At 70.8% G+C, this 23,421-nt stretch carries 22 protein-coding genes and 1 riboswitch; of the genes, 10 read left to right on the forward strand and 12 right to left on the reverse strand.

Annotation, left to right across the window (positions count from 1 at the left end; genetic code table 11):
* The 5 genes from AAD528_RS08335 to AAD528_RS08355 form a co-directional block, all read right to left on the reverse strand.
* The coding region (locus AAD528_RS08335; protein ID WP_345751607.1) for a 6,7-dimethyl-8-ribityllumazine synthase at positions 1-296 on the reverse strand (296 nt) is incomplete at its 3' end.
* Positions 293-1,567 (reverse strand): GTP cyclohydrolase II, encoded by a 1,275-nt coding sequence (gene ribA / locus AAD528_RS08340; protein WP_345751633.1) that lies wholly within the window; start codon positions 1,565-1,567, stop codon positions 293-295. The genes AAD528_RS08335 and ribA, both read right to left, overlap by 4 nt.
* Positions 1,568-1,602: 35 nt before the next feature.
* Complete coding sequence (locus AAD528_RS08345; protein WP_345751608.1) at positions 1,603-2,340, reverse strand: riboflavin synthase; 738 nt, start codon at positions 2,338-2,340, stop codon at positions 1,603-1,605.
* Positions 2,340-3,383, reverse strand: coding sequence for a bifunctional diaminohydroxyphosphoribosylaminopyrimidine deaminase/5-amino-6-(5-phosphoribosylamino)uracil reductase RibD (gene ribD / locus AAD528_RS08350; RefSeq protein ID WP_345751609.1), 1,044 nt, complete (start codon positions 3,381-3,383; stop codon positions 2,340-2,342). The genes AAD528_RS08345 and ribD overlap by 1 nt, the downstream gene beginning before the upstream one ends.
* Before the next feature lie 68 nt (positions 3,384-3,451).
* Positions 3,452-3,602, reverse strand: a riboswitch (FMN riboswitch).
* Positions 3,603-3,661: 59 nt separating this feature from the next.
* A complete protein-coding gene (locus AAD528_RS08355; protein ID WP_345751610.1) occupies positions 3,662-4,522 on the reverse strand; it encodes an Fpg/Nei family DNA glycosylase in 861 nt (286 codons plus the stop codon).
* A gap of 412 nt (positions 4,523-4,934) precedes the next feature.
* Between AAD528_RS08355 and AAD528_RS08360 the strand changes: the two genes are divergently transcribed.
* The gene (locus AAD528_RS08360) at positions 4,935-5,813 is read left to right on the forward strand and encodes a putative endonuclease domain-containing protein (RefSeq protein ID WP_345751611.1); all 879 of its coding nucleotides are present in this window, start codon (positions 4,935-4,937) and stop codon (positions 5,811-5,813) included.
* Positions 5,814-5,911: 98 nt separating this feature from the next.
* Here the strand turns inward: AAD528_RS08360 and AAD528_RS08365 are convergent, their stop codons facing one another.
* The 7 genes from AAD528_RS08365 to sdhC all read right to left on the reverse strand — a co-directional run bounded on the left by AAD528_RS08365 (position 5,912) and on the right by sdhC (position 12,026).
* On the reverse strand, positions 5,912-6,463 hold the full coding sequence (locus tag AAD528_RS08365) for a GNAT family N-acetyltransferase (protein WP_345751612.1): 552 nt from the start codon (positions 6,461-6,463) through the stop codon (positions 5,912-5,914).
* Positions 6,456-7,460, reverse strand: coding sequence for a tryptophan--tRNA ligase (gene trpS, locus AAD528_RS08370; RefSeq protein WP_345751613.1), 1,005 nt, complete (start codon positions 7,458-7,460; stop codon positions 6,456-6,458). The genes AAD528_RS08365 and trpS overlap by 8 nt, the downstream gene beginning before the upstream one ends.
* 59 nt (positions 7,461-7,519) lie before the next feature.
* Positions 7,520-8,413 carry an exodeoxyribonuclease III gene (locus AAD528_RS08375; protein WP_345751614.1) on the reverse strand — a complete coding sequence of 298 codons (894 nt, stop codon included), beginning with the start codon at positions 8,411-8,413 and terminating at the stop codon, positions 7,520-7,522.
* Between the two features lie 70 nt (positions 8,414-8,483).
* Complete coding sequence (locus AAD528_RS08380) at positions 8,484-9,290, reverse strand: succinate dehydrogenase iron-sulfur subunit (protein WP_345751615.1); 807 nt, start codon at positions 9,288-9,290, stop codon at positions 8,484-8,486.
* On the reverse strand, positions 9,290-11,116 hold the full coding sequence (gene sdhA / locus AAD528_RS08385) for a succinate dehydrogenase flavoprotein subunit (protein ID WP_345751616.1): 1,827 nt from the start codon (positions 11,114-11,116) through the stop codon (positions 9,290-9,292). The genes AAD528_RS08380 and sdhA overlap by 1 nt, the downstream gene beginning before the upstream one ends.
* Before the next feature lie 17 nt (positions 11,117-11,133).
* Positions 11,134-11,592 (reverse strand): succinate dehydrogenase hydrophobic membrane anchor subunit, encoded by a 459-nt coding sequence (locus tag AAD528_RS08390; RefSeq protein ID WP_345751617.1) that lies wholly within the window; start codon positions 11,590-11,592, stop codon positions 11,134-11,136.
* Entirely contained in the window at positions 11,592-12,026 is a 435-nt protein-coding gene (gene sdhC / locus AAD528_RS08395) for a succinate dehydrogenase, cytochrome b556 subunit (protein ID WP_345751618.1), read from the reverse strand. Before sdhC ends, AAD528_RS08390 begins: the two co-directional genes overlap by 1 nt.
* A gap of 178 nt (positions 12,027-12,204) precedes the next feature.
* Here sdhC and AAD528_RS08400 point away from each other — a divergent pair, with 178 nt between their 5' ends.
* From AAD528_RS08400 to AAD528_RS08440, 9 genes are all read left to right on the forward strand, one after another.
* Positions 12,205-13,317, forward strand: coding sequence for a mannose-1-phosphate guanylyltransferase (locus AAD528_RS08400; RefSeq protein ID WP_345751619.1), 1,113 nt, complete (start codon positions 12,205-12,207; stop codon positions 13,315-13,317).
* Between the two features lie 181 nt (positions 13,318-13,498).
* Positions 13,499-14,611 (forward strand): BMP family lipoprotein, encoded by a 1,113-nt coding sequence (locus AAD528_RS08405; protein ID WP_345751620.1) that lies wholly within the window; start codon positions 13,499-13,501, stop codon positions 14,609-14,611.
* Between the two features lie 92 nt (positions 14,612-14,703).
* Positions 14,704-16,200, forward strand: coding sequence for an ABC transporter ATP-binding protein (locus AAD528_RS08410; protein WP_345751621.1), 1,497 nt, complete (start codon positions 14,704-14,706; stop codon positions 16,198-16,200).
* Positions 16,197-17,423 (forward strand): ABC transporter permease, encoded by a 1,227-nt coding sequence (locus AAD528_RS08415; protein ID WP_345751622.1) that lies wholly within the window; start codon positions 16,197-16,199, stop codon positions 17,421-17,423. The genes AAD528_RS08410 and AAD528_RS08415 overlap by 4 nt, the downstream gene beginning before the upstream one ends.
* Positions 17,420-18,703 carry an ABC transporter permease gene (locus AAD528_RS08420; RefSeq protein WP_345751623.1) on the forward strand — a complete coding sequence of 428 codons (1,284 nt, stop codon included), beginning with the start codon at positions 17,420-17,422 and terminating at the stop codon, positions 18,701-18,703. The genes AAD528_RS08415 and AAD528_RS08420 overlap by 4 nt, the downstream gene beginning before the upstream one ends.
* 1 nt (position 18,704) lies before the next feature.
* Entirely contained in the window at positions 18,705-19,127 is a 423-nt protein-coding gene (locus AAD528_RS08425; RefSeq protein ID WP_345751624.1) for a cytidine deaminase, read from the forward strand.
* Positions 19,124-20,422, forward strand: coding sequence for a thymidine phosphorylase (locus AAD528_RS08430; protein WP_345751625.1), 1,299 nt, complete (start codon positions 19,124-19,126; stop codon positions 20,420-20,422). Before AAD528_RS08425 ends, AAD528_RS08430 begins: the two co-directional genes overlap by 4 nt.
* Before the next feature lie 37 nt (positions 20,423-20,459).
* On the forward strand, positions 20,460-21,575 hold the full coding sequence (locus AAD528_RS08435; RefSeq protein WP_345751626.1) for an adenosine deaminase: 1,116 nt from the start codon (positions 20,460-20,462) through the stop codon (positions 21,573-21,575).
* Between the two features lie 273 nt (positions 21,576-21,848).
* The gene (locus AAD528_RS08440; RefSeq protein WP_345751627.1) at positions 21,849-23,234 is read left to right on the forward strand and encodes an MFS transporter; all 1,386 of its coding nucleotides are present in this window, start codon (positions 21,849-21,851) and stop codon (positions 23,232-23,234) included.
* The last annotated feature ends 187 nt before the right edge of the window (positions 23,235-23,421 follow it).

Consider the following 23,421-nt stretch of genomic DNA (forward strand, 5'->3'; position numbering starts at 1 on the left):
CCGTCGGTCGCGGCCGAGGAGACGAAGTCGAAGTGCGGCGTCCCGCCGCGGATGATCACGCCGAGCGCGACGACCGCGTCGGCGCCGGCCTCGAGGGCGGCCTTCGCGACGACGGGCAGCTCGAACGACCCCGCGACGCGCACCAGGTGCTGCGTCGCGCCGGCGGCCTCGAGCGTGCGCTGCGCGCCCGCGATCAGCCCGTCCGTGATGGCGTCGTGCCAGGCGCCGGCGACGACCACCACGTCCAGCCCGGTGCCGTCGATCTGCGCGCCCTTGGGCGCTCCGTGTCCGCTCATCGCGTTCCTCCCTCGTGCATGCGCGCGATCGCGTCGGCGAGCTCCTCTTCGCCGATGATGTGGCCCATCCGGTCGCGCTTGGTCTCCAGGTACTGGTGGTTGTTCGGGCCGACCCCGACGATCAGCGGGACCTGCTCGACCACGTCGAGCCCGAATCCGCGCAGCTGCGCCACCTTGTCGGTGTTGTTCGTGAGCAGCCGGATGCGCTCGATCCCGAGGTCGGCGAGGATGCCGGCCGCAGCCGCGTAGTCGCGGGCGTCGGCGGGCAGGCCCAGGGCCGTGTTGGCGTCGACCGTGTCGAGACCGCGCTCCTGCAGGGCGTACGCGCGCAGCTTGTTGATCAGGCCGATGCCGCGTCCCTCGTGGCCGCGCATGTAGACGACCACGCCGCCGTCCTGCTCGATCGCGTCGAGCGCGGCCTCGAGCTGGGGGCCGCACTCGCACTTCAGCGAGCCGAACGCCTCGCCCGTGAGGCACTCGGAGTGCACGCGCACGAGCGGCGCCTCGGCCGACAGATCGCCCGAGACGACCGCGATGTGGTCGGTGCCGGTCTGGCGGTCCTTGTAGGCGAGGAACCGGAACGTGCCGTGCGCCGTCGGCACAGTGGCGTCGGCGCGCAGGCTCACCTGGCGACGCGTCGTGGGGCGGTCGGCCCCGCGCGGGTCGTGCTCGTCGAGGTGGGCGATGAGCTGCTCGATCGTGATCACGGGGATCCCCTCGCGCCGGCCGAGCTCGACGAGGCCGGGCATCCGCATCATGGACCCGTCCTCCGCGACCAGCTCGCCGATCACGGCGACGGGCGCCAGACCGGCGAGGCGCATGAGCTCGACGGACGCCTCCGTGTGGCCCGCGCGGTCGCGCACGCCGCCGGGGACGGCGCGCAGCGGCAGGATGTGCCCGGGCCGGATCAGGTCCTTGGCCTCGGACGCCGGGTCGGCGAGCACGTTCAGCGTGCGGGCGCGGTCGGCCGCGCTGATGCCGGTCGTGACGCCGACGGCGGCGTCCACGCTGACCGTGTACGCGGTGGAGCGGGCATCCTCGTTGTGCTCGACCATGGGCGGCAGGTCGAGGCGGTCGGCGTACTCCTGCGGCATCGGGGCGCAGAGGAATCCGGACGACCAGCGCACGGCCCACGCGACCCACTCCGGGGTCGCGAGCTCGGCGGACAGGACGACGTCGCCCTCGTTCTCGCGGTCCTCGTCGTCGGCGACGATGACCGGGCGGCCGGCGCGCAGCGCGTCGAGGGCCTCGTCGATCGAGCCGAGCTCGATGGCGCTGTCGGTGTTGTTCAGGCTGCTGTTCGATGTCACAGGGAGCCTCCTTCTGTGGAACCGCCGACGGCGCGGGCCGGGGCGAGGGACGGGTCGAGCACGGAGTAGTCGGCGGCGGGCACCTCGGTGGTCGCGAACGACCAGGGGCGCGCGGCATCGGGAGCGGAGGCGCCGAACGCCAGCAGACGCTGGACGTGGCGCGCCAGGATGTCGGTCTCGAGGTTCACGCGGTCGCCGGGGGCGCGCTCCCCGAGCGTCGTGGCGGCGAGCGTCTCGGGGATGAGCGACACCTCGAACCAGGCGTCGGCGGCGCCGGCGGCGCTGACCGCGCTCACCGTGAGCGAGACGCCGTCGACCGCGATCGATCCCTTGTCGACCACGAGCGGGGCGAGATGGCCGGGCAGGCCGATCCGCACGACGCGCCACTGCGCCCCGGGCCGGACCTCGCGCACCACGCCCGTGCCGTCGATGTGGCCCTGCACGATGTGGCCGCCGAGGCGCCCGCCGGCGGCGGTGGCGCGCTCGATGTTGACCGGCGTGCCCGTGCGGGCGGCGTCGAGCGTCGACATGTCGAGCGTCTGCTTCATCACGTCGGCGGTGAAGCCCTCGCCCGTCCAGTCGACGACCGTGAGACACACGCCGCTCACGGCGATCGAGTCGCCGTGGCGCACGCCCTCGATGGCGCCCGGTGCGTGCAGCGTCAGGCGCACGCCGTCTCCGGACGGCTCGACGGCCGTGATGCGGCCGATCTCCTCGACGATTCCGGTGAACATCAGCGATCTCCTTCTTCGGGGGCGGATCCGGATGACGCCGGCTCCGCGACATAGAGCGTGTCGTCGCCCAGCGCGATCCGGTCGGTCACGCGCAGGCGGAGGGCGCGGTCGATCGACGGCGCCCCGATGTCGGTGAGGGCCACGCGCGGGCCGCCCAGGATCACGGGGGCGACATACGCGAGGATCCGGTCCGCGTAGCCCGCCGCCATGAACGCGCTGGCGAGCGTCGGCCCGCCCTCGACGAACACGCGGTGCAGCCCGTGATCCCACAGGTCCGCGAGCACGAACGCCAGGTCGTGCGTGTCGTAGAAGAGGGGCTCGTGCGGATGCGCGCGCACCGCGGCGCCGGCGGGCGTCTCGCGCGCGCCGATCACCACGGGGACGGGCTGCTCGGGGTGGAGCGTGCCGCCGTCGCGCGCCGTCAGGGCCGGGTCGTCTGCCAGGACCGTGCCCGTGCCGACCACGATCGCGTCGGCCTGCGCGCGGCGGGCGTGCACGTCCGCGCGCGACGCCGGTCCGGTGATCCACTGGCTGGTGCCGTCGGCCGCGGCCGCGCGACCGTCGAGGCTCTGCGCCCACTTCACGGTGACGTGCGGGCGACCGAGTCTCGTCGCGGTCAGCCACGGGCCGATCAGGGCGAGCGCCTCGTCGGCGAGCACGCCGGACTCGACGTCGACCCCGGCGGCGCGCAGTCGCCGGCCGCCGCCGCCCGAGACCTCGCCCGGGTCGTCGAGCGCGTACACGACGCGCGCGACGCCCGCGCGGATCAGGGCTTCGGCGCACGGGCCCGTGCGGCCCGTGTGGTTGCACGGCTCGAGCGTGACGATCGCGGTCGCGCCCGCGGCGCCGCCCTCGGGCAGGTGGCTCAGCGCGTCCACCTCGGCGTGGGCCGTGCCGGCGCCGCGGTGCCATCCCTCGGCGAGGATCTCGCCGTCGGGGGAGAGGATCAGCGCGCCCACCTGCGGGTTGCGGCTGCGGGGCCCGCGGAGCGCGAGCTCGAGGGCGCGGCTCATCGCGCGCTCCTCTGCGCGGCTGTGCGCCATCCGACCCTCCTCGACGAAACCGGGGCCGAACATCGCTCGGGAGGCGGCGCGATCGTGGATCGCGGCGCCTCCGTGCTGCCTCCCATCCGGACTCGCGCGGCTCTCGCCGCACATCACCGTCGGTTCCGGAATTCCACCGGATCGGCCTGGCGCCTGTGGCGCTTCGGCTCGCGGACTGTCACCGCCGGTTCGGATTCTCACCGACCCCGGAGCACGTGTGCTGCACCCAGGTTATCCGAACGCGCGGGCGTCGGATCCATTCCCGTCATCCGGCTTCCTCACTTGAGCAGGCGCGACAGGCGGCGGTCGGCGAGCACCTTGCCGCCGGTCTGGCACGTCGGGCAGTACTCGAAGCTGCGGTCCGCGAGGAAGACGCTGCGCACGGTGTCGCCGCACACGGGGCACGCCTCTCCGGCGCGGGCGTGCACGCTCATGCCGCGGCGCTTGGCGTCCTTGAGCTCGGCGGGTGGGCGGCCGCGCGCGGCCCCGACCGCCTCGGTCAGGGTGTCGCGCATCGCGGCGTAGAGGCGGTCGACGTCCTCGTCGCCCAGGTTGGCGGCGAGCGCGTAGGGCGACATGCGGGCGGCGTGCAGGATCTCGTCCGAGTAGGCGTTGCCGATGCCCGCGACGGTGTGCTGGTCGCGCAGCACGCCCTTGATCTGGGTGCGGCGCCCCTGCAGGAGCCCCGCCAGCGTCTCGCGCGTGAAGTCGTCGCCCAGCGGATCCGGTCCGAGCCGGGCGATGCCCTCGACCTGCTGCGGATCGCGCACGACGTAGACCGCGAGCGACTTCTTCGTGCCCGCCTCGGTGAGGTCGAACCCCGAGCCGTCTCCGAAGCCCACCCGCAGCGCGATGGGGGAGCGACCCGGTTTGATCACGGTCGCCGGCAGCGCCTCGTGCCAGCGCAGCCACCCGGCCTTGGCGAGGTGGAACACCAGGTGCATGTCGCCGAGCGCGAGGTCGAGGAACTTCCCGTGCCTCTCGACGGCCGTGACGGTCCGCCCGACGAGCTCGTCGAGGCGCGGGTCGAACGTCTTGAGCGCCGCGATCTGCGCGAGCCGCGCCTGCGCGACCTCCAGACCGATCGTCCGCCCCCGAAGGAACCCGACCAGTCCCTCCACCTCGGGCATCTCCGGCATGCCGTCATCCTCTCCCGCGGCGCCGGATCCGCACAACGCAGGATCGGATGTGACGGATGAGCCCCGAGACACCGGATGGGACCCGGGTGCGGATCCGCTCCTGCGTTGTGCACGCCGTTCCGGATCGGATGGTCCGTATCGGACCGGGGGAGCCGTGATCCGGATCCCCCTCTGGACCCGGATGGCCGTGCTCCGTCCTGGCGGGCCACGCCGCGAGATCCGCACAACGCAGGATCGGATGTGGCGGGTGAGGCTGGTGGCGATCTCCGGGGCCGATCTCGGGTTTCGGTCCTGCGTCGTGCAGGTGGAGCGCGGGCGGGGCACTCGTCCACAGGTCCCATCGCGCGGGAACCCCATCCACATCACCGTGGATCCGCTGATCCGGCGTCTGGCGGCGGACAGGATCGGCCGCATGTCGGCTCTCGAACAGGATGCATTCGGCCGCGCCGGTGTGTGCGTGACGTACCCCGAGCTGCGCCGGCTCGGGTACACGCGGCAGGAGGTGGAGAACGCGCTGGAGTCCGGTCACCTGTTCCGCGCGCGTCGGAATGTGTACCTCTGGCGTTCCGCCACGCTCGACGAGCGGCGAGCCGCGCGCGTCGGAGGCCGGGTGGACTGCACGACGGTGCTGAGGTCCCGTGGCATCTTCGTGCTCGACCGGGAGGACGTGCGGCTGCATGTCCAGGTGTCGCCGAGCGGATCGCGGCTGCGCAGTGCCACGGATCGGAAGCGGCGCCTCCGATGTGCGGAGGACGGCGTCTCGATTCAGGTGCACTGGCGCGGGTCGGATGCCGACGGCGCCGACGTGAATGCGCCTCTCATCGAGGCCCTCGCCCAGGCGATGCGGTGCCAGGGGCCACGTGCGGGCCTCGCCTCGATCGACAGCGCGCTGCACCAGGGACTCATCCGCCAGACCGATCTGTCGGCGCTGTTCGCGTCGCTTCCGCCCCGGTTCCAGAGGCTGCGCGGTCTGGTGGACGGGAGGGCCGAGTCCGGCAGCGAGACATTCGCGCGGCTCATCGCGCGGGCGACCGGGAGATCCGTCGAGGTGCAGAAGCGGATCCCCGGAGTCGGACGAGTGGACCTGGTCGTCGACGGATGGATCGTGATCGAGTGCGACAGCAGGGAGTTCCACGAGGGCTGGGAGAAGCAGGCCGCGGACCGGCTGCGCGACCTCGAGCTCGCCGCCCTGGGCTATGCCGTCCTCCGGCCGACCGCCCACCTCCTGTTCACGTCACCCGACATCCTGATCAAGGCCATCCGGGGCCTGCTCGCCGCCGGTCGCCGCTGAATCTGCACAACGCAGGAACGGATGTGACGGATGCGCACCGTGACCCCGGATGGGACCCGGATGCGGATCCCGCTCCTGCGTTGTGCGGAAGGAGCGGGTCAGACGGGCCAGGGCTGCGGGGTGCGGGGGTCCGTGGCGAGGAGGCCGGCGATCCAGCCGTCGACGCGTGGGCCGTGGCCGGCCAGGCCGCGGCGGCGGATGCCCTCGAGCTGGAAGCCGAGGTTCTGCGCCACCCGCGCCGAGGCGGTGTTGCCCACCACGGCGTGCCACTCGAGGCGCTCCAGGCGCAGCGGGCCGAAGGCGAAGTCCACCACCGCGGTCGTCGCCTCGGCGGCGTAGCCCCGGCCGCGCGCGCCGGGCGCGAGCCAGTAGCCGAGCTCGGCCGCGCCGTCCTTGATGCGGTGCAGGCCCACCATGCCCGCGAGGCCCGCGGCGTCTCGGATCGCCCACACGAGCTCCGAGCCCTCGTCCCACCAGTGGCTCGCGAGCGCGACGAACTTCTCGGCGTCCTCCCGCGCATACGGCGACGGGACGGTCGTGAACGACTGGATCACCGGATCCTGGCACTCGTCGAAGATCGCGTCGACGTCGGAGTCGACCGGGCGGGAGAGGGTGAGGCGGGTGGTCCGGAGGACGACCGGCTCACCCACGGCGCAGCAGGCCCACGCGCTCGTAGACCGTCGCGAGGGTCGCGTCGGCGACCTCCGCGGCGCGCGCCGCGTTGGCCGCCAGCACCCGGTCGAGCTCGGCAGGGTCGTCCAGCAGCTCGAGCGCGCGGGCGCGCACGGGCTCGAACTCCGCCACGACCACGTCGCGCAGGCCCTTCTTGAAGTCGCCGTAGCCGCGGCCCGCGTACTCGTCCTCGATCTCGGAGACCGGACGGCCCGTGAGTGCCGAGTAGATCGTGAGCAGGTTCGACACGCCCGGCTTCTCCGCGCGGTCGTACCGCACGGTGCCGTCGCTGTCCGTCACCGCGCGCATGATCTTCTTCGCGGTGACGCTCGGCTCGTCCAGCAGCCACAGCACTCCCGCCTGCGACTCGGCGGACTTCGACATCTTCGCCGTCGGCTCCTGCAGGTCGTAGATGCGCGCGGTCTCGGCCTGGATCACCGGCTTCGGCACGCGGAACGTCTCGCCGAAGCGCGCGTTGAACCGCTCGGCCAGGTCGCGCGTCAGCTCGACGTGCTGCTTCTGGTCGTCGCCGACCGGCACCACATCTGTCTGGTACAGCAGGATGTCCGCCGCCATCAGGACCGGGTAGGTGAACAGGCCGACGCTCGTCGCGTCCGCGCCCTGCTTCTGCGACTTGTCCTTGAACTGCGTCATGCGGCCGGCCTCGCCGAAGCCCGTGATGGTCGACAGGATCCAGGCGAGCTCCGCGTGCGCGCGCACGTGCGACTGCACGTACAGCGTCGAGCGCGAGGGCTCGATGCCCGCGGCGATGTACTGAGCGACGGTGCGGCGGGTCTTCTCGCGCAGCATCGCGGGATCCTGCGGCACGGTGATGGCGTGCAGATCGACGACCGAGAAGAACGCGTCGTACTGATCCTGCATGCCGCGCCACTGCAGGAGAGCCCCGATGTAGTTGCCGATCTGAAGCGAGTCGGCCGAAGGCTGCATTCCGGAGTAGAGGCGCTGTTTCGTCACCGTACGATCCTATTTGCCCGCTGAGGTGCTCTGGCACGACGTGCGAGCGAAGCGAGCGATCAGAACTCGTAGTCGACGACGACGGGGGAGTGATCGCTCCAGCGGGTGTCGTAGGACGGCGCGCGGTCGACGCGATAGCCCGAGGCCCGGGCCGCGAGGGCGGGGGAGGCCAGGTGGTAGTCGATGCGCCAGCCCGTGTCGTTGTCGAACGCCTTGCCGCGCATCGACCACCACGTGTACGGGCCGTCGACCTCGCCCGCGGCGGCGCGACCCACGTCGACCCAGCCGAGGCCCGTGCGGCCCTCGCTGTAGGCGCGGGTGTCGCTGAGCTGACCGCCCATCCCGCGGCCGATGCCCTCCTGGCCCGTCACCGGCTCGCCGAGAGGCGTCAGGAAGCGGTCGAAGTACGCGCGCTCGCGGGCGAGGTAGCCGGCCTTCTTGACGTTGCCCTTCCAGTTCCGGATGTCGAGCGGGCGGTGACCGACGTTCAGGTCGCCCGTGACGAGCGCGAGCCCGCCGTCCGCGGACAGCTCCGGCAGGCGGCGCTCCATGGCGTCGAGGAACGCCCACTTCTGATCCTGCTTCGCGGGCGTCTCGGCCTCGCCCGTGGGGACGTACGCGCTCACGACGGTCAGCGTCTCGTCGCCGAACTCGAAGTCGGCCTCGATCCAGCGGCCGTTGGACTCGAGCGCGTCGTCGCCCAGCTCGACGCGCGAGATCGCGCACTCCTCGCGGCTCGCGATGGCCACGCCGGCCCGGCCCTTCTGCAGCGACGCGTCGGCGACGACGCGCCACCCCGGAAGCGCGGCCTCGAGGTGCTCGAGCTCGCCGCGCACCTCCTGCAGCGTGATGATGTCGGGCTGCGCGGCGTCGACCCAGGCGCCCATCCCGTTGCGGGAGGCGGCCCGGATGCCGTTGACGTTGACAGAGGCGATGCGGACCGTGCGAGGCATGCCTCAAACGTAACCGGGCCCACCGACATCCGGATGTCGATGGGCCCGGGAAGGCGTCAGGCGTGAGCGATCAGGACGCGTGGATCAGCTTGAGCGACTTCTTCTGGCTCTCGGTGCCGCGCATCACGGCCTGCTTCACGTCGGCGATCGCCTTGGTGATCTCGATGCCACGGGGGCACGCCTCGGTGCAGTTGAAGGTCGTGCGGCAGCGCCACACGCCCTCCTTGTCGTTGAGGATGTCCAGGCGCACGTCGCCGGCGTCGTCGCGCGAGTCGAAGATGAAGCGGTGTGCGTTGACGATCGCGGCCGGGCCGAAGTACTGGCCGTCGGTCCAGAACACGGGGCACGACGAGGTGCACGCGGCGCACAGGATGCACTTGGTGGTGTCGTCGAAGATCGCGCGGTCGGCGATCGACTGCACGCGCTCCTTGCCCTTCTCGGGCGCGGACTTCGCCACCAGGAAGGGCTGCACCTCGCGGTAGGCCGCGAAGAACGGGTCCATGTCGACGATGAGGTCCTTCTCGAGCGGCAGGCCCTTGATCGCCTCGACATAGATCGGCTTCGAGATGTCGAGGTCCTTGATCAGCGTCTTGCAGGCGAGGCGGTTGCGGCCGTTGATGCGCATGGCGTCCGAGCCGCAGATGCCGTGGGCGCACGAGCGGCGGAACGCGAGCGATCCGTCCTGGTCCCACTTGATGCGGTGCAGCGCGTCGAGCACGCGGTCGGTCGAGTACATCTCGACGTCGTAGTCGACCCAGCGCGGCTCGCTGTCGACCTCGGGGTCGAAGCGCCGGATGATGAACGTGACGAGGTACGACTGGATGGCCGGGTCGGCGGACTCGGCAGGAGCGCTCTCGGTGACGGCGGTGGCGGCCATCAGTACTTCCTCTCCATCGGCGGGTAGTTCAACTCGCCCTGCTCGTTCTTGGTGAACACGACGGGCTTCCAGTCCAGCTTGATGTGGTCCTCGGGGTCGGCCGAGTGCGGGTCGCCCGTGAGGTACGCCATCGTGTGCTGCATGAAGTTCTCGTCGTCGCGCGCCTGGTAGTCCTCGCGCATGTGGCCGCCGCGGCTCTCGCGGCGGTTGCGCGCGGCGTAGGCGACGATCTCGGCGATGTCGAGCAGGAAGCCCAGCTCGACGGCCTCGAGCAGGTCGGTGTTGTACCGGCGGCCCTTGTCGTCGACGTAGATGTTCTTGTACCGCTCGCGCAGCTCCGCGATCGTGCCGAGGACGTCGGTCAGGCTCTCCTCGGTGCGGAAGACCTGGGCCTTGTCGTCCATCTCCTCCTGCAGCTTCTTGCGGATGTCAGAGATGCGCTCGGTGCCCTTGGCGGTGCGGACGCCCTCGATCAGCTCGCGGACGGCGGCGGCCGGGTCCTCGGGGAGCGGCACGAAGTCGGCGGTCTTGACGTACTCGACCGCGTTCTGCCCCGAGCGCTTGCCGAACACGTTGATGTCGAGCAGCGAGTTGGTGCCGAGGCGGTTGGCGCCGTGCACCGACACGCACGCGCACTCGCCGGCCGCGTACAGGCCCGGCACGACGGTGTCGTTGTCGGCGAGCACCTCGCCGGCGTTGTTCGTCGGGATGCCGCCCATCGCGTAGTGCGCGGTCGGCATCACGGGCACCGGCTCGACGACCGGGTCGATGCCCAGGTACGTGCGGGCGAACTCCGTGATGTCCGGGAGCTTCGTCTCGAGCACCTCGGCGCCCAGGTGCGTGCAGTCCAGCAGCACGTAGTCCTTGTTCGGACCGGCGCCGCGGCCCTCGCGCACCTCCTGGACCATGCAGCGCGCGACGATGTCGCGCGGGGCGAGGTCCTTGATGGTGGGGGCGTAGCGCTCCATGAAGCGCTCGCCCGACGCGTTGCGCAGGATGGCGCCCTCACCGCGGGCGCCCTCCGTGAGCAGGATGCCGAGACCGGCCAGACCCGTCGGGTGGAACTGGAAGAACTCCACGTCCTCGAGCGGCAGGCCCTTGCGCCACACGATGCCGACGCCGTCGCCCGTGAGGGTGTGGGCGTTCGAGGTGGTCTTGAAGATCTTGCCGAAGCCGCCGGTGGCGAAGATCACGGCCTTGGAGTGGAACACGTGCAGCTCGCCCGTGGCCAGCTCGTACGCGACCACACCGGCGATCTGCGTCTTGCCGTCGGCGTCCTTCACCGTGATCAGATCGAGCGCGTAGAACTCGTTGAAGAAGTTGATGCCGAGCTTGACGCAGTTCTGGAACAGCGTCTGCAGGATCATGTGGCCCGTGCGGTCGGCCGCATAGCAGGCGCGGCGCACCGGCGTCTTGCCGTGCTCGGCCGTGTGACCGCCGAAGCGGCGCTGGTCGATCTTGCCGTCGGGCGTGCGGTTGAACGGCAGGCCCATGTTCTCGAGGTCGATGACGGCGTCGATCGCCTCCTTGGCCAGGATCTCCGCGGCGTCCTGATCGACGAGGTAGTCGCCGCCCTTGACGGTGTCGAACGTGTGCCACTCCCACGAGTCCTCCTCGACGTTCGCGAGCGCCGCGGCCATGCCGCCCTGCGCCGCGCCCGTGTGCGAGCGGGTCGGGTAGAGCTTCGTGATCACGGCGGTCTTGGCGCCGGGGCCGGCCTCGATCGCCGCGCGCATGCCGGCGCCGCCGGCGCCGACGATCACGATGTCGAACTGGTGGTAGTGGACGCCGTCGCGCACGACGGACTCGCTGGTCTGCGTGGTCATATCCCTATCGATTCCTGTCAGGCCGCGGCCTGGCACATGTCCCACAGCGTGCTCTCCGGCGTGACGCCGAGGCACGGGTCGAACGTGAACACCACGAGCGTGCCGAGCACGATCATCACGGCCACGACGATCCACGTCACCGCGACGAGCGCCTTGCGCGCCGTCGCGTGATGCACGTAGTCGTTGATGATCGTGCGCAGGCCGTTGGCGCCGTGGATGAACGCGAGCCACAGCATCAGCACGTCCCACCACTGCCAGAACGGCGTGGCGAACTTGCCGGCGACGAAGGCGAAGTTGAGCGCCTGGACGCCGCCCTCGGGCAGCACCAGGTTCACGAGCAGGTGGCCGAAGATCAGCACGATCAGCACCACGCCCGAGGCGCGCATGTAGATCCAACCCCACTTCTCGAGGTTGACGCCCCTGTTGCGTGGGGCGCTGTGCGGCGCGCGGGGCGCGGCGAGGGTGTCGGCGGTCATCAGTGCGCCCCTCCCATGTGCGAGAACGTGTTGATGAGCTGGCGGGGCACGAAGCCGGCCATGGCGACGACCCACACCGCGATGACGCCCCAGAACAGCTGACGCTGGTACTTGGCGCCCTTCGCCCAGAAGTCGACCAGGATGATCCGCAGGCCGTTGAAGGCGTGGAAGACGATGGCGCCGACGAGGGCGATCTCGCCGAGGCCCATGATCCAGTGCTTGTACGTGCCGATCACGGCGTCGTACGCCTCGGGGGAGACCCGGATCAGCGACGTGTCGAGCACGTGCACCAGGAGGAAGAAGAAGATCGCGACACCCGTGATGCGGTGCAGGACCCACGACCACATGCCCTCGCGGCCGCGGTAGAGAGTTCCTCGTGGGACCTTCGAAGTGGTCTCCGTCACCGACAATGTCGTACGCGTAGGAGCGGACACGTCGTTCCTCCCTGATCGTTGCGAGGCCATCGCCCGGATGGCGCGCAGGGCGGCCGTGGGCACCCCAACTCTACTTCGCCACCCGCGAACACCGCGATGAAGGCGGTCCTAACTATCTCGACATCGAGATAGTTAGGGAAGTTCTTCTCGACCGCTTCCCGCCCGGTAGCCTGGCCGCATGGCTGAGCCGATCGATGACTTCTACGCAGTGATCCCGGCGGGGGGCGTCGGCTCTCGGCTCTGGCCGCTGTCCCGGGCCGAGACGCCCAAGTTCCTGCACGATCTGACCGGATCGGGCGTCTCGCTGCTGCGCAACACGTGGGACCGCCTGCTCCCGCTGACCGGCCCCGATCGCATCGCGGTGGTCACGGGCAAGGCCCACGAGCACAAGGTCGAGGAGGAGCTCCCCGACATCCCCGAGCGCAACGTCTTCATCGAGGCCTCGCAGCGCGAGTCTGCCGCCGCGATCGGGCTGGCGGCCGCCATCCTGGTGCGGCGCGAGCCGGACGTGATCATCGGCTCGTTCGCGGCCGATCACCACATCCAGCGCCAGCGCGCCTTCGAGTTCGCGGTGCAGCAGGCCGTCGCGGCCGCGCGCGCGGGCTACATCTCCACGATCGGGATCGCGCCTTCCGAGCCGTCCGTCGGCTTCGGCTACATCCAGCTGGGCTCGGAGATCGACATCGAGGGCGCGCCCATGGCGGCGATCGTCGAGCGCTTCGTCGAGAAGCCCGATCTCGAGACCGCCCGCCGGTACTACGCCGACCGCAGCTTCCTCTGGAACGCGGGCATGTTCATCTCGCGCGCCGACGTGCTGCTCGACGAGCTCGCCGCGAACGAGCCCGAGCTCCACGCGGGACTGCTGGAGATCGCCGAGGCGTGGGACACGGATCGGCGGGCCGAGGTGACCGACCGCGTCTGGCCGAGCCTGAAGAAGATCGCGATCGACTACGCCGTGGCCGAGCCCGCCGCCGACAAGGGCCGGCTCGCGGTCGTCCCCGGTCACTTCGACTGGGACGACGTGGGCGACTTCGCGAGCCTCGCGAAGCTGATCTCCGGCGGGCGCTCGGATCAGATGTCGATCCTCGGCCGCAACGAGATGGTGCTCGCCGACGAGTCGACGGGCCTCGTCGTCTCGCAGACGAACCGGATCATCGCGGTGGTCGGGGTCGAGGGGCTGATCGTGGTCGACACCGAGGACGCGCTGCTCGTCACGACCGGGGAGCACGCCCAGCGCGTGAAGAGCGTCGTGGGCACCCTGCAGTCGCGCGGCGACGGCCGGGTGCTCTGAACCGCGGCTCGACCGGAACCGCTCGCCCGGAGACGGGTTTGTAACTATCGCGTTTCGGGGGGTCGATCCGTGCGAAATGCACGGTCGGCGTTATGTACGGTGAGCGTATCGCCCCGCACCCGGACGGGGCAGCGTACGCCCCGCCTCCCCGCCGGGGCCGTAGCACTTCTTGGAGGACAGTGTGATCAGGACCACCCGGAAGGCCGCGCTCGCCGGCCTCGCGATCGTCGGCTCGGCGATCCTTCTCGCCGGCTGCGGCGCCGCACCCGAAGACGACGCGCCCGGCGGCTCCGCCGCGCCCGAGCCCGCGGACGACTTCCTCGCCTGCGCCGTCTCGGACGAGGGCAGCTGGAACGACAAGAGCTTCAACGAGGCGGCGTTCGCCGGCCTGCAGCAGGCGGAGTCGGAGCTGGGCGTTCAGATCGACGACGCGGAGTCGGCATCCGCCGAGGACTTCGTCCCGAACCTCACCGCCATGGTCGACAACGGCTGCGACATCACGTTCGCGATCGGCTTCAACTTCTCGCTCGGCGGCACGAACGGCGTCATCTTCGACATCGCGGACGAGAACCCCGACGCGAAGTTCGCGTGGCTCGACGGATGGCCCGGCGGCAGCGAGGACAACGTCAAGCCGATCATGTACGCGACCGAGCAGTCGAGCTACCTCGCCGGCTACCTCTCGGCGGCGTACTCGACCTCGAAGGTCGTCGGCACCTACGGCGGCCTCCAGATCGACTCGGTCACCTCCTTCATGGACGGCTTCTACCAGGGCGCCAAGAAGTACGAGGAGGAGTCGGGCACGCCCGTCAAGGTCGTCGGCTGGGACCCCGCCACGGCCACCGGCGACTTCGTCGGCGACTTCGCCAACACCGAGGAGGCCAAGTCGATCAGCAACGGCCAGCTCGCCGCCGGCGCCGACGTGATCTTCCCGGTCGCGGGCGGTCTGTTCACGGCCACCGCGGAGGCGATCCGCGAGGGCTCGGACCCGAACGCGGTGCTCCTCGGCGTCGACAAGGACATCGCGGTCACGCAGCCGCAGCTCGCCGACATCACGCTCACCTCGGTCGAGAAGCGCATGACGCAGGCCGTGTTCGACATCATCTCGGAGACGAAGGACGACTCCTTCACGGCTGAGCCCTACTTCGGCACGCTCGAGAACGACGGCACCGGCCTGTCGGACTTCGGCGCCTTCGCCGACAAGGTCCCGGCGGACGTCGTGACGAAGCTGGACGAGCTGTCGCAGCAGATCACCGACGGCGAGATCGAGATCACGCTCACGAAGAACCAGGGCTGAGCAGAAGCGGGGCCCGACGGGCGCCCGGTGCGGATCGCACCGGGCGCCCGTCTCTTCCGAGTGGGAAGGACTTCGGGAAGGATGGGGAGACCATGAAACTCGAGTTGCGCGGTATCACCAAACGATTCGGCACGCTGACCGCCAACGACGGCATCGACCTGGTGGTGGAACCCGGGGAGATCCACGCACTGCTGGGCGAGAACGGCGCGGGAAAGTCCACCCTCATGAACGTGCTGTTCGGGCTGTACCAGCCCGACGAGGGCGACATCCTGCTGGACGACGTCGCGGTGCACTTCAAGGGACCCGGCGATGCGATGGCCGCCGGCGTCGGCATGGTCCACCAGCACTTCATGCTGATCCCCGTCTTCACGGTCGCCGAGAACGTCATGCTCGGCCACGAGCCCACCAAGGGCGGCGTGCTCGACCTCGCCACGGCGCGCCGGCGCGTGCGCGAGATCTCGGCGCGGTTCGGCTTCGACATCGATCCCGACGCCGTCGTCGGCGATCTGCCCGTCGGCGTCCAGCAGCGCGTCGAGATCGTCAAGGCGCTCTCACGCGACGCGCGCGTGCTCATCCTGGACGAGCCGACGGCTGTCCTGACGCCGCAGGAGACCGACGAGCTGATGGTCACGATGCGGCAGCTGGCGGAGGCCGGCACCTCGATCGTGTTCATCACGCACAAGCTGCGGGAGGTGAAGGCGGTCGCCGACCGCATCACCGTGATCCGGCTCGGCCGCGTCGTCGGAGACGCGGATCCGGCGGCGTCCAGCCAGGAGCTCGCCTCGCTGATGGTGGGCCGCGACGTCGAGCTGACCGTCCGCAAGAACCCCCCGAAGGCGGGCGAGGACGCCCTCGTCGTCGAGGACCTGACGCTGTTCGCCCCGAATGGGGCACGCCTGCTCGACGACGTCTCGTTCACGATCCGCGCCGGCGAGGTGCTGTGCATCGCCGGCGTGCAGGGCAACGGCCAGACCGAGCTCGCCGAGGCGATCGTCGGCCTGCACAAGCATGTCAAGGGATCCGTCCGGCTGCTTGGCGAGGAGCTGCTCGGCCGCACCGTGCGCGGCGTGCTCGAGGAGGGCGTCGGCTTCGTGCCCGAGGACCGCAAGGTCGAGGGCCTCGTCGGCGAGTTCAGCGTCGCCGAGAACCTCATGCTCGACCGCAGCTTCCACGGCCCGTTCGTGAGGGGCTGGGGCATCGACTTCGCGGCTCGCGACGCGTTCGCCGACGCTGCGATCGCCGAGTTCGACATCCGCACGCAGGGACCGCACGTCGCGGTCGGGAAGCTCTCCGGCGGCAACCAGCAGAAGGTCGTGATCGCCCGCGAGATGGCGCGCGACCTGAAGCTGTTCATCGCGTCGCAGCCCACGCGCGGCGTCGATGTCGGATCCATCGAGTTCATCCACGAGCGGATCGTCGCGGTCCGCGACGCGGGCGTGCCCGTGCTCATCATCTCGACCGAGCTGGACGAGGTGTCCGCACTGGCCGACCGGATCGCCGTGATGTACCAGGGGTCGATCATCGGGATCGTGCCGGGCGACACCGCCCGCGACCAGCTCGGACAGCTCATGGCAGGAGTGCACGCATGACCGCGGTCACGACCGACCCGACGCCGACCGATCCGCAGCCGCCGGCGGGGGACCGCCCCGACCGCATGCGCGCGTTCCTGCGCGATCTCGGGGAGGGAAGCGTCGTCCGCACCCTCGTCGCGATCGCGCTGTCGCTCGTCGTGGGCCTGCTGCTCGTGGTCTTCACGAACGAGGACGTGCGCCCGACGCTCGGCTACCTGTTCGCGCGCCCGAGCGATTTCTTCCGGGAGGCCGGCGCGGCGGTCGCCACGGCGTGGGACGCCCTGATCCGCGGCGCGATCTGGAACACGCGCGCCGAGGACTTCGCCCGCGCGATCCGTCCGCTCACGGAGACGCTGCGCTTCGCGGGCCCGCTGATCGCCGCGGGCCTGGGGCTCGCGGTCACCTTCCGCACGGGGCTGTTCAACATCGGCGGCCAGGGGCAGATGCTCATGGCGGCCGCGTGGGCGTCGTTCGCCGCGAGCCAGCTGCACCTGCCGTGGGTGCTGCACCTCCTCGTGGCGATGGTCTTCGGCTTCGCAGCCGCGGGGCTGTGGGCCGGCATCGCGGGATTCCTCAAGGCGCGCACGGGCGCGCACGAGGTCATCGTGACGATCATGATGAACTACATCGCCGTCTCGCTCGTGACGTTCCTCATGCGCACGCCGATCCTCCACGACATGTCGGAGGGGCAGAACCCCGCGACGATCGCGCCCGATCCGACGGCCGTCTTCCCGCTGCTGCTCGGCGAGGGCTTCGATCTGCGCTGGTCGTTCGTCGCCTGCCTGCTCGCGGTCGTCGTGTTCTGGTGGCTGATGGAGCGCTCCACGCTCGGCTTCCGGCTGCGCATGGTGGGGGCGAACCCGGAGGCCGCGCGCGCGGCGGGCGTGAACGTCGAGACCACGGCGATCCTCGCCATGGTGATCTCCGGACTGTTCGTCGGCCTCGCGGGTCTGAACCAGGCGATCGGCCGCGAGGGCAACTACGGCCCCGGCATCGACGCCGGCATCGGATTCGATGCCATCACGATCGCCCTGGTGGGCGGCAACGGCGCGCTCGGCGTGCTGTTCGCCGGGCTGCTGTTCGGCGCGTTCAAGGCCGCGAGCCCGACCATGCAGGTCGCGGACGTGTCGCCCGAGGTGCTGAGCGTCATGCAGGGCATGATCCTGCTGTTCATCGCCGCGCCGCCCCTCATCCGCCAGATCGTGCCGTTCCTGCCGAAGCCGAAGGAGGAGACGCGATGACCGCCGCCGCCGTCGACACCGCCCCCGCGGCCTCGCACATCGTGCCGCTGCCGCCGCGCTCGTGGCGCACCCCCGTCGTGCTCGCGGTCGTCGCGATCCTGACGCTCGTCGTCTTCGGCCTGCTCGGTCGCGACGAGCCGACCGCGTTCGTCTGGTCCGGCTCGGGCGACGCCGTCGTGGTGCCGCCCAGCCCCGCCGTGCCGCGCGTGCTCGGCCTCGTGCTCGGCGGGATCGCCGTGCTGGTCGCCGCGTGGGCCATCCGGCGCGCGTGGCTGCGCCGTCGCGTCGGGATCTGGGCGTCCCTCGTCGTCGCGATCGCGTTCCTCGCGAGCCTCACCGCGTGGGTCGGCGCCGGCGGCCAGGTGCTGCTGCCGTTCCTGCTCACCAACACCGTCGCGCTGTCGACGGCCATCGTGCTCGGCGCGATGGCCGGCGTCATCGGCGAGCGCGTGGGCGTCGTCAACATCGCGATCGAGGCGCAGCTGCTCGGCGGCGCGTTCACGGCCGCGCTCGTCTCGTCCGTCACGGGCAGCCAGATCGCGGGACTCGTCGCGGCGATGATCACGGGCGCGCTCATCTCGATGGTGCTCGCCGCGTTCGCGATCGTGTACGTCGTCGACCAGGTGATCGTCGGCGTGGTCCTCATCGGGCTCGTCACGGCCGTCACGAAGCTGCTGTACGCGACCGTGCTCGGCCCCGAGGCGCAGACCTACAACGACCCCGGCACCCTGCCCCGCCTGCGGATCCCGCTGCTCGCGGACATCCCGGTGCTGGGCCCCGTGCTGTTCGACCAGCGCCTGACGACCTATCTGATGTTCCTCATCGTCCCGGCGGTGTGGTTCGTCCTGTTCAAGACGAAGGTCGGCCTCCGGGTGCGCGCCCTCGGCGAGCACCCGCAGGCGGCCGACACGGTCGGCATCGACGTCAACCGCTGGCGGTTCTGGACGGTCACGATCGCCGGCCTCATCGCGGGCCTCGGAGGCGCCGCGATGACGATCGGATCGGTCGGGGCGTTCGTGAACGAGATGAGCGCCGGCAACGGCTTCATCGCGCTGGCGGCCGTGATCCTGGGCCGCTGGCACCCGATCTACGCGGCGCTCGCCGCGCTGCTTTTCGGATTCGCATCGGCTTTCCGCATCTGGACCAACCAGGCGGGCGCGGCGATCCCGTCCGACCTGATCGAGATGACGCCGTACGTGGTGACGATCCTCGCGGTGACGCTCGTGGCGGGCCGCGTGGTCGCGCCGAGGGCCGTCGGCAAGCCGTACACCAAGGGATGAGATGACAGACGAGAACGCCTGGTCCGGAGACGTCGACTGGGACGAGCTGCGAGCCGTCGCGACCGAGGCCATGCAGCACGCGTACGCCCCGTACTCGCGCTACAAGGTCGGCGCCGCCGCGCTCGCCTCGGACGGCCGGATCGTGTCCGGCTGCAACGTGGAGAACGCCGCATACGGCGTGACGCTGTGCGCCGAGTGCGGCCTGGTCTCCGAGCTGCACCGGAGCGGGGGCGGCCGGCTGGTCGCCTTCGTGTGTGTGGACGGCCAGGGCGCCACGATCATGCCGTGCGGCCGGTGCCGCCAGCTGCTGTTCGAGCACGCCGTGCCGGGCATGCTGCTCGAGACGATCTCGGGCATCCGCACGATCGACGAGGTGCTGCCGGACGCGTTCGGCCCGCGCGACCTCGAGGAGGCGGGACGATGAGCGAGGTCGAGGCGTTCGACGCCGTCGACGTCATCCGCGCCAAGCGCGACGGCGGCCGGGTCGACGAGGACGCCCTGCGCTGGATGATCGACGCGTACACGCGCGACTACGTCGCCGACTCGCAGATGGCCGCGTTCGCGATGGCCGTGCTGCTGAACGGGATGGACCGCGACGAGATCCGCGTCATGACCGACGCGATGATCGCGTCGGGGGAGCGGATGAGCTTCGCCGGGCTCGGCAAGCCCACGGTCGACAAGCACTCCACGGGCGGCGTGGGCGACAAGATCACGCTGCCGCTCGCGCCGCTCGTGGCGGCGTTCGGCGTCGCGGTGCCGCAGCTGTCGGGTCGCGGCCTGGGCCACACGGGCGGCACGCTCGACAAGCTCGAGTCGATCCCCGGGTGGCGCGCCGCGCTGTCGAACGAGGAGATGACCGCGCAGCTGCGCGACGTCGGCGCCGTGATCTGCGCGGCCGGGTCCGGGCTCGCCCCGGCGGACAAGCGCCTCTATGCCCTGCGCGACGTGACCGGCACGGTCGAGGCGATCCCGCTGATCGCGTCGAGCATCATGTCGAAGAAGATCGCCGAGGGCACGGACGCGCTCGTCCTGGACGTGAAGTTCGGATCGGGCGCGTTCATGCGCGACTTCGACCGCGCGCGCGAGCTCGCCCGCACCATGGTCGAGCTCGGCACCGACTCGGGCGTGCGGACGACCGCGCTGCTGACCGACATGGACACCCCGCTGGGCCTCGCGATCGGCAACGCGAACGAGGTGCGGGAGTCGGTCGAGGTGCTCGCGGGCGGCGGTCCCGCCGACGTCGTGGAGCTCACGGTCGCGCTCGCGCGCGAGATGCTCGCCCTGGCGGGGCGGCCCGACGCCGACGTGGAGGAGGCCCTCCGCGACGGCCGCGCCATGGACGCGTGGCGCCGCATGATCGTGGCGCAGGACGGCGATCCGGACGCCGCGCTGCCGGTGCCCGCGGAGACGCACACGATCGTCGCCCCGCGCGACGGCTTCGTGACGCGGATCGACGCGTACGGCTTCGGCGTCGCGGCCTGGCGCCTGGGCGCCGGTCGCGCGCGCGCCGAGGATCCCGTGCTGCACTCGGCGGGCATCGACCTGCACGCCAAGCCCGGCGACCGGGTGACCGCGGGCCAGCCGTTGTTCACGCTCGGCGGCCCCGACGACAGCCGCTTCGCGCGCGCCCTGGATTCCCTCGAGGGCGCCTGGGAGCTCGGCGACGCCGCGCCCGGGGACGCGCCGCTTGTGCGCGAGCGCATCACGGCCACATCCTGATCACCGGACCGCCCACACCAGCCGCGAGGAGCGCACCATGATCGATCCGTTCGGAGACGCCCGCGTGGAGGGTGTGTCGATCCGCAGCCTGCCGAAGGTCTCGCTGCACGACCACCTGGACGGGGGACTGCGCCCCGACACGATCGTCGAGCTCGCCGACGCGGCGGGAGTGGACCTTCCCGAGACGGATCCCGCGCGCCTCGCCTCGTGGTTCGCGCGGCAGAGCGATTCCGGATCGCTGGAGAAGTACCTCGAGACGTTCTCCGTCACCACCGCCGTGATGCAGACGCGCGAGGGCCTCACGCGCGTCGCGCGCGAGTTCGTCGAGGACCTCGCCGAGGACGGCGTGATCTACGGCGAGGTGCGCTGGGCACCCGAGCTGCACGTGGCCGGCGGCCTGACGCTCGAGGAAGCCGTCGAGGCCGTGCAGGAGGGCATCGAGGAGGGCGAGGACGCCGCCGACGACGCCGGACGCAGCATCCGCGTGGGACAGCTGCTGACGGCCATGCGCCAGAACGCCCGCTCGGCCGACGTCGCGCGCCTGGCCGTGGAGTTCCGCGACGAGGGCGTGGTCGGCTTCGACCTGGCCGGGCCCGAGGACGGGTTCCCGGCATCGGGTCACCGGGAGGCGATCGACATCGTCGGCGGCGCTTTCCTGCCGTCGACGATCCACGCGGGCGAGGGCGCGGGGCTCGACTCGATCCGCTCCGCCCTGCTCGACGGCCGTGCCCTGCGTCTCGGCCACGGCGTGCGGATCGCGGAGGACCTGGATGTCGTCGCGCGCGAGGGCGAGGAGGTGCGCGTGCGCTTCGGCGACCTCTCGCGCTGGGTGCGCGACCGCGAGATCCCGCTCGAGCTGTCACCGTCGTCCAACCTGCAGACCGGCGCGATCGCGGCGTGGGGCACGCAGCTGGAGGACCACCCGTTCGACCTGCTGTACCAGCTGGGCTTCGCCGTCACGGTCAACACGGACAACCGGCTCATGAGCCGCACGTCGCTCACGCGCGAGCTCGCGCAGCTCGTCGCGGCGTTCGGCTACGGCCTGGACGACATCGAGACGTTCCAGCTGAACGCCGCCGCGGGCGCGTTCCTGCCGGTCGAGGAGCGCGAGGAGCTCATCGAGCTCATCGGCGAGGGCTTCGGCTCTCTGTAGCGCGCCTCGCGTCGGCCGGCGTGCGCCTCGCGCCCGCGTGAGTTGGTTCGCTCCACGCTCGCTCCGCTCGCACGCGGGTCGTCGCCGACGGGAATACTGACCATCCGGTCGCTTATCTCTGGCCTGACGTCCGTTCGTGGTGTAGCCTCGCATCCGGAATCGACCGATTCCGTATTCGAACACGCCGTTCTATATTCGAACAAGCAGTAGAGCGGCGACGCTCCCCGCGAACGGCGCGAAGAGGCGCCGCACGTCCCGACCAACGGAGGTCACATGTCTGCCCGAGACGCAGCCCCCGGTCCGCTCACGCCGACCGGCACCATCTCCAGCCCCGTCGACCGTCGCCGCGTGGCCTTCGCCACGGTGGTCGGCACCACGGTCGAGTGGTACGACTTCTTCACGTACGCGTTCGCCGCCAGCTCGGTGTTCGCCGTGCTGTTCTTCGAGCCGGCCGGCAAGGAGCTCGCGCCGATCTGGTCGACGATCACGATCGGGGTGAGCTTCCTGTTCCGTCCGCTCGGGGCGTTCCTGGCGGGGCACTTCGGCGACAAGATCGGCCGCCGCCCGATGCTCGTGCTCACGCTGATCCTGATGGGCGGCGCGACCATGCTCGTCGGCGCCCTCCCCACGTACGCGAGCATCGGCGTCGCGGCACCGATCCTTCTCGTCACGCTGCGCATCCTGCAGGGCCTGTCGGCCGGCGGCGAGTGGGGCGGGGCCGTGCTGATGGCCGTCGAGCACGCGCCCAAGCACCGCCGCGGCCTGTTCGGCGCCATGCCGCAGATCGGCGTGCCGATCGGCCTGCTGCTCGCGAGCGCCGTGCTCGGCGTGATGCGCGTGATCGCGCCGGATCAGGAGAGCTTCCTGAGCTGGGGCTGGCGCGTGCCGTTCCTGCTCAGCTTCGTGCTGATCTTCGTCGGCTACTGGGTGCGCCGCCGCGTCGAGGAGAGCCCGGTCTTCGAGGAGATCGCCGAGCGCCACGAGCAGAAGAAGGTCCCGGTCGTCAGCCTGTTCAAGCGCTACGCGCTGCTCGTCCTGCTGGCGGCCGGCGTCTTCGTCGGCAACAACGCGGTCGGCTACATGACCACGGGCGGATTCATCCAGGCCTATGCGAGCAACCCCGAGGGACCCATCGCGCTCGACCCCGCGTCGGTGCAGTGGGCGATCGTGGCCTCGGCCGTCGCGTGGCTGGTGACGACCTTCGCGGCAGGCACGCTGTCGGACCGCTTCGGGCGCCGCAACGTGTACATCGTCGGATGGATCGCGCTGGCGATCACGGTCCTGACGCTGTTCCCGCTCGTCGGCACGGCCACGATCGGCGGACTGACCTTCGCCGTCGTGCTGCTGGGGCTCGGTCTCGGCCTCACCTACGGCGCGCAGTCGTCCTGGTACAGCGAGCTGTTCCCGGCGTCGGTGCGGTTCTCGGGCGTCGCGATCGCCTATGCCATCGGCTCGATCTTCGGCGGCGCCTTCGCCCCGACGATCGCGACCGCCATCGTCGCGGCGACGAAGTCCACCACGGGCATCACGTGGTACCTGCTCGGCACCGTCGCGGTCTCGCTGATCGCGACGCTGCTGCTGCGCGACCGCAAGGGCATCGACCTCTCGCCCGCCAACGAGGACGAGCAGCAGCGCCGCATCTACATCTGGCAGAAGTAGCCTCGCTCGCGCGACGGCCGCCTCGGGAACCGATCCCGGGGCGGCCGTCGCTCACTCAACGAGAACACGTGCTGTCAGCGACGACACGCCATATCGGCCCAGATATGGCGTGTCATGTCGCAGGACATTGGTGACAGTTCTGTATCAGGACATCGGTGACACTTCGGGTGTGTTTGGTGGTGACACT

Origin of the sequence: Microbacterium rhizophilum, from assembly GCF_039605615.1 — a bacterium.
GTDB lineage: Bacteria > Actinomycetota > Actinomycetes > Actinomycetales > Microbacteriaceae > Microbacterium > Microbacterium rhizophilus.

Bases quoted from the DNA above. Each gene is read 5' to 3' on its own strand.
- AAD528_RS08440 (WP_345751627.1), top strand. From the start codon at position 21,849: ATGTCTGCCCGAGACGCAGCCCCCGGTCCGCTCACGCCGACCGGCACC.
- AAD528_RS08345 (WP_345751608.1), bottom strand. From the start codon at position 2,340: ATGTTCACCGGAATCGTCGAGGAGATCGGCCGCATCACGGCCGTCGAG.
- AAD528_RS08415 (WP_345751622.1), top strand. From the start codon at position 16,197: ATGACCGCGGTCACGACCGACCCGACGCCGACCGATCCGCAGCCGCCG.
- AAD528_RS08355 (WP_345751610.1), bottom strand. From the start codon at position 4,522: ATGCCGGAGATGCCCGAGGTGGAGGGACTGGTCGGGTTCCTTCGGGGG.
- AAD528_RS08375 (WP_345751614.1), bottom strand. From the start codon at position 8,413: ATGCCTCGCACGGTCCGCATCGCCTCTGTCAACGTCAACGGCATCCGG.
- ribD (WP_345751609.1), bottom strand. From the start codon at position 3,383: ATGGCGCACAGCCGCGCAGAGGAGCGCGCGATGAGCCGCGCCCTCGAG.
- AAD528_RS08410 (WP_345751621.1), top strand. From the start codon at position 14,704: ATGAAACTCGAGTTGCGCGGTATCACCAAACGATTCGGCACGCTGACC.
- AAD528_RS08380 (WP_345751615.1), bottom strand. From the start codon at position 9,290: ATGGCCGCCACCGCCGTCACCGAGAGCGCTCCTGCCGAGTCCGCCGAC.
- sdhA (WP_345751616.1), bottom strand. From the start codon at position 11,116: ATGACCACGCAGACCAGCGAGTCCGTCGTGCGCGACGGCGTCCACTAC.
- AAD528_RS08400 (WP_345751619.1), top strand. From the start codon at position 12,205: ATGGCTGAGCCGATCGATGACTTCTACGCAGTGATCCCGGCGGGGGGC.
- AAD528_RS08360 (WP_345751611.1), top strand. From the start codon at position 4,935: ATGTCGGCTCTCGAACAGGATGCATTCGGCCGCGCCGGTGTGTGCGTG.
- AAD528_RS08430 (WP_345751625.1), top strand. From the start codon at position 19,124: ATGAGCGAGGTCGAGGCGTTCGACGCCGTCGACGTCATCCGCGCCAAG.
- AAD528_RS08435 (WP_345751626.1), top strand. From the start codon at position 20,460: ATGATCGATCCGTTCGGAGACGCCCGCGTGGAGGGTGTGTCGATCCGC.
- AAD528_RS08425 (WP_345751624.1), top strand. From the start codon at position 18,705: ATGACAGACGAGAACGCCTGGTCCGGAGACGTCGACTGGGACGAGCTG.
- AAD528_RS08420 (WP_345751623.1), top strand. From the start codon at position 17,420: ATGACCGCCGCCGCCGTCGACACCGCCCCCGCGGCCTCGCACATCGTG.
- AAD528_RS08390 (WP_345751617.1), bottom strand. From the start codon at position 11,592: ATGACCGCCGACACCCTCGCCGCGCCCCGCGCGCCGCACAGCGCCCCA.